This window comes from Polaribacter aestuariivivens, from assembly GCF_005885675.1.
Classification (GTDB): Bacteria; Bacteroidota; Bacteroidia; order Flavobacteriales; family Flavobacteriaceae; genus Polaribacter; species Polaribacter aestuariivivens.
Map to the genome: position 1 here is coordinate 146749 of NZ_VANR01000004.1, position 10392 is coordinate 157140.

Sequence of the window (10392 nt, forward strand, 5' to 3'; positions counted from 1 at the left end):
ATAGAAAAGAGAGATGGCAGTAGAAAAAAAATTGATGTCTAAAAAAAAACCAGCATTTCCCGTAAATGAAATGCTGAATGCATATTTAAAAAATTACAAGAGAAATATAAAAATTTCTATCTATTACGAAGATTTATTGCGTTTTCAAGGTTCTGTTACTGTTTACGATAAAAATGATGAAGACACACTTTGGATACGAACTTATTATTCAGATTCAGACAGAGCAGAAATTGATAGAAGCTTAAAAAAAGTTTACACAATGTTGCATTCAGATGGAAATGATGATGGTATTCCGTTTTTAAATGTTGATGCAATTGATTACTGTACTTTTGGAAATTCAAAACCATTTCGTATTAAAATAAGAAATATTTTAAATGACAATTTTACTTATTTCTATGTTAAAAAAGCTGATGCTTCCAGAATTTACGGCTTAGAGTTAGAGCACATTTTGTCTCCACATAGTATGAACTTTTTAGTACATGGAAACACACTAATTGAAGAGCATATTGCTGGAATTCCTGGTGACGATTTTATAAGAGATTTTTTACCACATTGTACAGAATTAGAAAAATCACAAATAGCCAAAGAATTTGTAAAATTTAAAGAGCGTTGTTTAGTGCGTTTGTTAGGTGATATGCGTTCTTACAATTATGTAATAACGCCTACGCACGATTTTGATCATATTATTTATAAAATTAGAGCCATAGATTTTGACCAACAATCTTTTGAAGGAAACTTAAAAGTTTACAACTTGCAGTTCATGAAAGAGAACTTTAAAATGATTGAAATGGTGGGAAAAAAATTACAAAACGATTCTATTCGTCAATATAAAATAGAAGAACGTTCTTATATGGCAAAAAGAATGATTACTGCACCAAGAAGAACTGCACGTTTAATAAAATGTATGAAGTCAGATACCATTTCTTATCCAGAAAATATAGAGCTTTTAAAGTCGCATTTAATAAAATATGTGGGTGATGTAAAGTTTAAAGATTGTAAAAATATGGGTGAAATTTTAGAAACAATTTTGGCTTTTGTAAAACGTAATTATTTAGATATTTCTAATAAAGAGTTGTTTTAATAATTAGATTTACTTTTTACTTCTAAAACTTTCAATAACAACAGTTAACAAAATTAAGCTTCCACCAATATAAGTTGCTTGCTTAGGAATTTCATTCAAAATTAAATAAGCAATTACAATTCCAGAAATTGGCTGAATACTACTTATTATACTTGCTGTAGAAGCCGAAAAATGTTTTAGAGAATGCACCAGCATTGTGTGCCCAATTGCTGTAGTTATTAATGCTAATAAAATCAAATAAGGTAATTGACTTTGGAAGTTAGAAAAATTTCCAAAAAATAAAAGAGGAAGCATTAAAATACTAATAATTAAAGTTTGGTAAAACATGAGCATACTTCCATTATAACTGCCAACATGTTGTTTTAAAATTAAGATTCTAATCGCATAACAAAACGCAGAAAAAACACCTAAAAGAATTCCTTTTAAATCGGAATTTCCCAAACTTAATTCAGGTGTTAAAATGTACAAACCTGTTAACACCAATAGTCCCAAAAAAATATGTATTGGATTAAATTTCGTTTTGATAAAAAACGGTTCTAAAAACGCAATAATTACTGGAAATGTATAAATTGATAACATTCCAATAGCAACGTTAGATAGTTTTAAAGCATAAAAATAGGTAATCCAATGAGTTGCCATTAAAATGGCACTGATTAGAAATGGCATTAAGTCTTTTCGTTGTTTTATTTTTAAATTTACATTTTTAAACTTACAATAAATAAGTAAAAACACTCCTGCAAAAATAGAACGAAACCAGATAATTACTTCTGGAGACATATTTATATACTTACCTAAAACTCCAGAAGTACTAATACATAACGTTCCTAAAAGAAGTACAGATAAATTTTTTATATGAGAGTTTTGCATTTGTTTTTAAGAATGTTTACTCGAGCGCATTCGAGAGGTTTTTAAAAGAATTACTTATTTAGGTTTCGACTGCGCTCAACCTGACTTCGCGTTTAAATTTTCTGTAAAATACTCAATCCAGTTTTAACTGAATCAATTTTTATAAAAGTGATTAATAATCGCAAACCATTTTTAGTTTGTTTTTCTTTCATTACACAACTTTTAGGGTTTTGTTGTACATATTTTAAAACACGTGAAAAAGCTTCAGTTTGATAAAAATCACTTTGTTGATCAGAAACAAAATAACCAAGCATTCTTTTTTGTTTTAAAATAATTTTTTCTAACCCTAACTCCTTCGCTAACCATTTTATTCGTACGGAATCCAATAAATCTTCTACTTGTGTTGGAATTTCTCCAAATCTATCTGTAATTTCTTTTTCAAAAGTTTGTAGCTCTTCCTCTTTTTCTAAAGTTCCTAGTTTGTTGTATAAAGCCAATCTTTCAGTGACGGAATTTACATAATCATCAGGAAAAAGAATTTCAAAATCGGTATCTATTTGTACTTCTTTTACGTATTCTTTTGGCTTAGAATTATCTGTTGGATATAAATCTGCAAACTCATTTTCTTTTAATTCTTCAATAGCTTCTTGTAATATTTTTTGATATGTATCAAAACCAATATCATTAATAAAACCACTCTGTTCGCCACCCAATAAATCTCCAGCTCCACGAATTTCTAAATCTTTCATGGCAATGTTAATTCCACTTCCTAAATCAGAAAACAACACCAAAGCTTCAATTCGTTTTCTAGCATCATCTGTCATCATATGATAAGGAGGTGTTATAAAATAACAAAATGCTTTTTTGTTACTACGTCCAACTCTACCACGCATTTGGTGCAAATCGGACAAGCCGAAATTATTTGCATTATTAATAAAAATGGTGTTTGCATTTGGCACATCTAAACCACTTTCAATAATTGTGGTAGAAACCAAAACATCAAATTCGTTATCCATAAAACCGAGCATTAATTGCTCTAATTTTTTACCTTCCATTTGTCCATGACCAATACCTATTTTTGCTGAAGGAACCAATCTTTGCAACAAACCAGCAACTTCTTTTATGTTTTCGATTCTATTATGAATAAAGAAAACTTGACCACCTCTTGAAATTTCATAAGAAATGGCATCACGAATTACTTCTTCAGAAAAACGAATTACGTGACTTTCTATTGGATGTCTGTTTGGTGGTGGTGTTTTTATGACAGATAAATCTCTGGCAGCCATTAAACTAAACTGTAGTGTTCTCGGAATTGGAGTTGCAGTTAGGGTTAACGTATCTACATTTTCTTTTAAAGTTTTCAATTTATCTTTTACAGCAACACCAAATTTTTGTTCTTCATCAATAATTAAAAGACCTAAATCTTTAAATTTTATTTTTTGATTTGTTAATTGATGTGTGCCAATAATAATATCTACAGAACCATCATTTACACCATTAATGGCAGCTGCTTTTTGTTTTGCGGTTCTAAATCTGTTTAAATAATCTATACGAATTGGAAAATCTTTTAAACGCTCTGTAAATGTTTGATAATGTTGAAATGCCAATATTGTAGTTGGTACTAAAATGGCAACTTGTTTTCCATTATCAACCGCTTTAAAAGCAGCTCTTACTGCAACTTCTGTTTTTCCAAAACCAACATCACCACAAACCAATCTGTCCATAGGTTGCTCTTTTTCCATGTCATTTTTTACATCTTGCGTTGCAGTAAATTGATCTGGAGTATCTTCATACATAAAACTTCCTTCTAATTCATGTTGAATATGTGTATCTGGTCCAAAAGCAAAACCTTTTTGAAGTTTTCTTTTTGCATATAATTGAATTAAATTAAATGCAATATGTTTAACTCTGGCTTTGGTTTTTTGTTTAATTTTTTTCCAAGCACCAGAACCTAATTTGTATATTTTTGGTGCTTTACCATCTTTACCATTAAATTTAGAAATTTTATGAAGCGAGTGAATGCTTACATATAAAATATCACGCTCGCCATAAACTAACTTAATAGCTTCTTGTTTTTTACCTTGAACATCTATTTTTTGCAAACCACCAAATTTTCCAATTCCATGATCCATGTGGGTTACATAATCGCCAATTTCCAGTTTATTTAGTTCTTGAAGCGTAATGGCTTGTTTTTTTGCGTAGCCATTTTTTAATCGGAATTTATGATAACGTTCAAAAATTTGATGATCTGTATAACAAACTAATTTTTTATCAACATCTACAAAACCTTGGTATAATGGAAAAACAACAGTTTCGTAGTGTACTTCCTGTTCAGCATCATCAAAAATATCATGAAAACGCTTTGCTTGTTGTTCGTTTGCACAGAAAATGTAATTGGTAAAACCAGCTTTATGATGTTCGTTTAAATCAGCAATTAATAAATTGAATTTTTTATTAAATGAAGGTTGTGGAATTGTATCGAAATTGATTTCAGAAAGACCTCTCGACTGCGCTCGAGGAGACATTTCAACTAATAAAAAATCGTGTAGCTGATTTTTTATAAAAGTTCCATCGCAAAATAATTCAGCTGGTTTTGCGTGCTTTATTTCTTTAGATAAATCGTTAAAAGCCTCTTCTGCTTTTTGATAGAATTTGTCTAAATTTCCAACTAATAAATCGATATTTTTGGTAAAAATGATGGTTTTTGATGAGATGTATTTCAGAAAACTTTCTCTACTTTCTTTCAGAGTTTTATTTTCTACATTTGGCATGATAGAAACTTTTTTCAATTTCTCTTTAGAAAGTTGTGTTTCTACATCAAAAGTTCTGATGCTATCAATTTCATCGCCAAAAAATTCGATTCTGTAAGGCTCATCATTTGAAAAAGAAAAAACATCTATAATTCCTCCACGAACCGAAAAATCACCAGGTTCTGTAACAAAATCTACACGTTTAAATTTGTATTCAAATAAAACTTCGTTTACAAAATCAAGCGACAAATTTTCGCCAACTGTAATTTTAAGCGTATTTTTTTCTAACTCTTTTTTAGTAACTACTTTTTCGAAAAGTGCAGTTGGATAGGTTACAATTACAGCAGGTTTTTTTCGAGAATTTATCCTGTTTAAAACTTCAGAACGTAATAAAACATTGGCATTATCGGTTTCTTCAATTTGATAAGGTCTTCTATAAGATCCAGGATAAAAAAGCACGTTTTTGTCTCCTAAAAGTTGCTCTAAATCATTTAAATAATAAGCAGCTTCTTCTTTATCATTAAAAATTAAAAGATAAGGTTTGTCTGCCTTTTTAAAAGTTTCGGAAATAACAAAAGACAACGAAGATCCTACCAAATTCGATATTTGAAAATGGTTTTGTTCTTGTTGAAGTTGTGAATTTACCTGCGATACTAACGCAGATTTTTGGTATTGGTTTACAATATTCTGCTTACTCAACGTGCTAAATTTTGTGCAAATGTAAGAAGTTCATTAATAAAAAACCATTTAGTATTTTGATTTGTTGAAGATTACAATATATTTGCCAATAATCAGTTTATATAAAAAACGAGGCAATCCTTCATTTATGGAAAAAAAAATTATCATTACAGCATTATTTCTTTTTACATTTTTATTAAATGTAAATGCTCAAAATGAAGGAAGTAAATGGACTGCAGGTGTTAGTCTTGCTGGTGCAAAATATTCTTTTGAAGATGCAAAAATTGTTGGCGGACAATTAGCATATCAATCACCGAGATTAAACATTTCTAGATATTTATTTAAAGGCTTAACATTAGATGGGGCTTTTGCTACTGCTGTTGGCGATAACCAAAAATATACCACTTTTGATGGAATTTTACGATATGATTTTGGTACATCTGTAAATAATGTTGTGCCTTATATTTTGTTAGGAGGAAGTTTTATAAGTGCCTTAAAATTTACGCCAACTTTAAATTTTGGAGCAGGAAATACATTTTGGTTTACACCAAAATATGGTTTGAATCTTCAACTTATGTATAAATTTTCTGAATCTAAGTTTGAGAGTCAGAAATCACATATTTATTTTTCTTTTGGGATTGTTTATAGTTTTGGAAATAGGTCTTTAAACCCAAGACTTTGGGAGCAATAATTATTTTTTCAAATACTTTTCTAATATTTTTTTTAATTTTTTACTGTTGTAAAAGCCTATTAGTTGCGCACTAATTTCAAATTTAGTATTTAAAATTGTTGTTGTGGGGTATGAGATTATTCCTTTAACTGATGCTAATTCATTTGCTAATTCATGAATTCCTGTATTTGCTCCTGTAGGTTTGTATTTAAAAGTTTTTCCTAAAAAATGAATGTTATTTTTTTCTTCTCCATTTAATTTGACAAAATAAAAATTCTCATTTAAAAGTTGAATTATTTCATCGTTTTTAAAAGTTGTTTTTTGCATTCCGTGGCAAATTTTGCACCAATCTGTATGAGTGAAAATAATTATTGGTTTTGGCTTTTGCACAAAAGTTTTCTCAACTTCAGAAAAGGTATAAGTTTTTAAACTACTTATTTCTTTCTGTGAAAAAGTATTTAAACTACTAATTAAAATAAAAATTAAATATATTTTTTTCATTTAAAACAAAGTATATCTTATCCCTAAAAAAGCTCTTATACCTTGGTTAGAAGCATATACGTAACTAGGATCAAAAGCTTGTTCTGGGTTTTTTTCTGTATCAACTCCAACATCAAAAGGGTTGTTTGCACTATTAATACTGTTTACTGCAGGTGTAAAGTTTAATAAGTTTTTCACGCCTCCATACACTTCCCAAGTGTTTGTAAATTTTTTTGTCAACTGAATATTTTGAATACTAAACCAAGGAGAATTTGGCGCTCTTGTATCTTTTTCGCCCAACAAAGGTAATCTCATTGGACCATAAACATTTCCAGTATAATCCATAGAAAAACTACTATTGAATTTGTATGAAATAGACCAAACACCACTAAAACTCTCAGTTAATAATTGCCTTTTTTTTACATTGTTTTCTGTAATAGAAACATCCATTAAAGTTGCTCCAGCGTTTATAGATAATCCGTTTGTAAATAAAATATCTGTATTTAACGAAATACCTTTTGAAACGGAAAATCCTTCTAAATTGGCATAAATAATTTTATTTGGATCTGTTTCATAGTCTGGTAAAATTCGATTATCAAAATAGGTGTAAAAGGCACTAGCATCTAAGGTAATAAAAGTGTTTTCTGTATTTATTTTCTTTACGTAATTAAAGTTTACATTCCATGAAGTTTCTGGTTCTAATTCGCCATCAAATTCTACTTCTCTAGCACCAGTTAATGCAGCATGGTCTTCTGTAAATACATTAGCAACTCTAAAACCATTACCTATACTTGCTCTAAAAATATCTGATTTATCTTTGGAATTCCACTTGTAATTTAATCTTGGTGAAAAAATACTTCCATGCAAACTATTGTAATCCCATCTTGCGCCTAAAAGCAATTTATTTTGTGTATTTAAAGCAATTTCATCTTGTACAAAAATACCTGGTAAATGCGTAATAGAGGGTTGATTTATTGTTCCATTTTCATTTAAAGTAGCAAAAGTATTATCATCATAAAATGTGTATCTATACGCCAAACCTATTAACAAATCGTTTTTTTGGGTAATTTGTTTGTTGTAAACAAGTTGTCCGAAACCAATGAGTTGTTTAGCATCGTAAGCATCAGTTCCATAAAAAGAATCTTGATAATGTCCATTTGCACTAAACTGAAAATTAATATTTTCTGATGTTGGCAATTGATAGGTTCCAAAGGTTTCCCAACGATTGGTATAAATACTTTCTCCATATTTTTTATTTGTTCCTCTAAATTCTTTTTCCCAGTCTAATTCTCCTCCCCATCTATCTTCATAAACATATCTCCCAGCAATTGTAAAAACTTTATTGCTTTTTCTTTCAATATTGATTTTGTTAAAAATTGATATTCTATTTTGAAGAGTTAAATCTGTAAAACCATCATTATTGTTATCAATTCTATTTTGATAATTAAAATAATTTACACCTAAAAGACCAGATGTTTTTTCTGAAATCTGATAACCTAAACCAATATCTGTATTTACTTCTCCCCAAGAACTAGACAAAACGTCTGTGGTTAATTTTGGTGCGTTTGAAGGTTTTTTGGTGATGATGTTTATAATTCCACCAACAGCTTCAGAGCCATATAATGTGGATGCAGGTCCTTTTACAACTTCAACTCTTTCTATCAAGGCTTGTGGTATTCCTGTTAAACCATAAACGGTTGAAAGTCCGCTTACAATTGGCATTCCATCAATTAGAACAAACGTATAAGGTCCTTCTAAACCATTAATATGAATATCACCTGTATTACAAACATTGCAATTTAATTGTGGGCGAACACCATTTACATTTTGTAATGATTCAAAAATAGATGGTGTTGGATTTTTCTTAAAAAATGTTTTACTGTAAACCTCTACAGGAACAGGACTGTTTGATTTTGTAACAGGTTTTAAAGTTCCGGAAATAACAATTTCATCTAAAGAGCTATTCTCATTTAAATTGAAGTTTTTAGTAAAGTTTTTATTACCATTAAGTACAATTTTTGCCGATTTTGATTTAAAACCTACAGAACTTGCTACAATTGTATACGTACCATTTGGAATATTTTTAAGCTCAAAAAAGCCCTTTTCGTTTGTTGAAGTACCTTGTTTTGTGTTTTTTAAATAGATATTTACATATGGTAAAGAAGATCCATTTGAAGTTACTCTACCAGAAATACTATTGTTTTGTGCGTAAGTAGAAAAAAATCCAAAAACCAAAAAACAAATAATCTCAAACGTATTTTTCATTTGTATAAATAATATTTTTGACAAATATATGTATAATTTTTAGTTAAGACTAAATATATATTTTTATTAAAATAAAAAGTATATATTTGTTGTCTAAATAATTAAAAATGTTTACGCTTTCTGAAGAAAATTATTTAAAAGCAATTTATCATTTAGAACTAGATGGTACTAAAGGAATTAGTACTAATTCCATTGCAGAAAAACTTCAAACAAAGGCTTCTTCTGTTACAGATATGATTAAAAAACTATCTGACAAAAAAGTTGTTATTTATAAAAAATACAAAGGAGTAAAATTAACAGACCTAGGTAAAAAAACTGCTGCAAATATTGTAAGAAAACATCGTTTATGGGAAGTTTTTTTAGTAGAAAAATTAAATTTTTCTTGGGATGAAGTGCATGAAGTTGCAGAACAGTTAGAGCATATTAAATCTGCAAAATTAATTAATCAGTTAGATGAGTTTTTAGGATTTCCAACACACGACCCTCATGGAGATCCAATTCCAGATAATGAAGGAAATTTAAAAACCATTGAGAAAAGTTTATTATCTACTTTGCATAAAAATGAAACAGGAATTTGTGTAGGTGTAGATGATTCATCTTCAGAGTTTTTACAGTTTTTAGATAAAAAAGGAATTGTTTTAGGTAAAAAAATTACGGTATTAGAAAAAGAAAATTTCGACGATTCTTTATCCATTTTAGTTGACGAAAAAAAACTATCAATATCAAATAAAATAGCAAATAACTTATACATAAAAAAATCATGATAACATTTAATCACTTAGTGGAATTTGGAAAAGAACATCCAATTCAAGCAGCATTGTATGCCTCACTTTTCACTTGGGGTTTAACAGCTTTAGGTGCAGCTTTAGTATTCTTTTTTAAAAAAGCAAACAGAGCAGTTTTAGATGGTATGTTGGGTTTTACTGGAGGCGTAATGGTGGCTGCCAGTTTTTGGAGTTTGTTATCACCAGCAATAGAAAATAGTCCTGGAGAAGGTTTTATAAAAGTTTTTCCAGCTGCAATTGGTTTTGGTTTAGGAGCCTTATCACTTTTTGGAATGGATAAATTATTACCACATTTACATATTAATTTTGATAAAAGTGAAGCTGAAGGTGTTGAAACAAATTGGCATAGAACAACCCTATTGGTTTTAGCAATTACCTTACACAATATTCCAGAAGGTTTAGCAGTTGGAGTTTTATTTGGAGCAGCTTCCACTTTGGTTGGTGTGGAACAAACAGAAATGATTATTGCAGCCATTTCATTGGCAATTGGTATTGGAATTCAAAATTTTCCAGAAGGTTTTGCAGTAGCAATGCCATTAAGAAGGCAAGGTGTTAGTAGATTAAAAAGTTTTTGGTACGGACAATTATCTGCAGTTGTAGAGCCAATTGCAGCAGTTTTAGGAGCTTTAGCAGTATCGTTTTTTACTCCAATTTTACCATATGCACTAGCATTTGCAGCAGGAGCTATGATTTTTGTAGTTGTTGAAGAAGTAATACCTGAAACACAAAGAGATAAATATACAGATATTGCTACACTTGGCTTTATAGGTGGTTTTATTGTAATGATGTCTTTAGATGTTGGTTTGGGTTAGTATTAAAAATACTCTTACCAATTCT

The 10392-nt window shown here is 29.5% G+C and carries 8 protein-coding genes; 4 read left to right on the forward strand and 4 right to left on the reverse strand.

The window, feature by feature from the left end:
* Positions 1-13 precede the first annotated feature (13 nt).
* The gene (locus tag FDT66_RS08650) at positions 14-1081 is read left to right on the forward strand and encodes a hypothetical protein (RefSeq protein ID WP_138535777.1); all 1068 of its coding nucleotides are present in this window, start codon (positions 14-16) and stop codon (positions 1079-1081) included.
* A gap of 9 nt (positions 1082-1090) precedes the next feature.
* On the opposite strand, the gene FDT66_RS08655 is transcribed toward FDT66_RS08650, so the two are convergent.
* Positions 1091-1948, reverse strand: coding sequence for a DMT family transporter (locus tag FDT66_RS08655; protein WP_138535778.1), 858 nt, complete (start codon positions 1946-1948; stop codon positions 1091-1093).
* A 92-nt stretch (positions 1949-2040) separates the two neighbouring features.
* Positions 2041-5376 (reverse strand): transcription-repair coupling factor, encoded by a 3336-nt coding sequence (mfd, locus tag FDT66_RS08660; RefSeq protein ID WP_138535779.1) that lies wholly within the window; start codon positions 5374-5376, stop codon positions 2041-2043.
* A 127-nt stretch (positions 5377-5503) separates the two neighbouring features.
* Here mfd and FDT66_RS08665 point away from each other — a divergent pair, with 127 nt between their 5' ends.
* Positions 5504-6046 carry a hypothetical protein gene (locus tag FDT66_RS08665; protein ID WP_138535780.1) on the forward strand — a complete coding sequence of 181 codons (543 nt, stop codon included), beginning with the start codon at positions 5504-5506 and terminating at the stop codon, positions 6044-6046.
* Here FDT66_RS08665 and FDT66_RS08670 read toward each other — a convergent pair whose 3' ends face one another.
* A complete protein-coding gene (locus FDT66_RS08670) occupies positions 6047-6526 on the reverse strand; it encodes a thioredoxin family protein (RefSeq protein ID WP_138535781.1) in 480 nt (159 codons plus the stop codon). It abuts the gene before it with no gap.
* Positions 6527-8770: a TonB-dependent receptor gene (locus FDT66_RS08675; protein ID WP_138535782.1), complete on the reverse strand. Its 2244-nt coding sequence runs from the start codon at positions 8768-8770 to the stop codon at positions 6527-6529. It abuts the gene before it with no gap.
* 107 nt (positions 8771-8877) lie between these two features.
* Between FDT66_RS08675 and FDT66_RS08680 the strand changes: the two genes are divergently transcribed.
* Together FDT66_RS08680 and FDT66_RS08685 are read left to right on the forward strand one after the other, a co-directional pair.
* Entirely contained in the window at positions 8878-9534 is a 657-nt protein-coding gene (locus FDT66_RS08680) for a metal-dependent transcriptional regulator (protein WP_138535783.1), read from the forward strand.
* Entirely contained in the window at positions 9531-10367 is an 837-nt protein-coding gene (locus FDT66_RS08685) for a ZIP family metal transporter (RefSeq protein WP_138535784.1), read from the forward strand. Before FDT66_RS08680 ends, FDT66_RS08685 begins: the two co-directional genes overlap by 4 nt.
* The last annotated feature ends 25 nt before the right edge of the window (positions 10368-10392 follow it).

Coding starts and splice junctions, on each gene's coding strand:
- FDT66_RS08670 (WP_138535781.1), bottom strand. CDS start 6,526: ATGAAAAAAATATATTTAATTTTTATTTTAATTAGTAGTTTAAATACT.
- FDT66_RS08655 (WP_138535778.1), bottom strand. CDS start 1,948: ATGCAAAACTCTCATATAAAAAATTTATCTGTACTTCTTTTAGGAACG.
- FDT66_RS08685 (WP_138535784.1), top strand. CDS start 9,531: ATGATAACATTTAATCACTTAGTGGAATTTGGAAAAGAACATCCAATT.
- FDT66_RS08665 (WP_138535780.1), top strand. CDS start 5,504: ATGGAAAAAAAAATTATCATTACAGCATTATTTCTTTTTACATTTTTA.
- FDT66_RS08680 (WP_138535783.1), top strand. CDS start 8,878: ATGTTTACGCTTTCTGAAGAAAATTATTTAAAAGCAATTTATCATTTA.
- FDT66_RS08675 (WP_138535782.1), bottom strand. CDS start 8,770: ATGAAAAATACGTTTGAGATTATTTGTTTTTTGGTTTTTGGATTTTTT.
- FDT66_RS08650 (WP_138535777.1), top strand. CDS start 14: ATGGCAGTAGAAAAAAAATTGATGTCTAAAAAAAAACCAGCATTTCCC.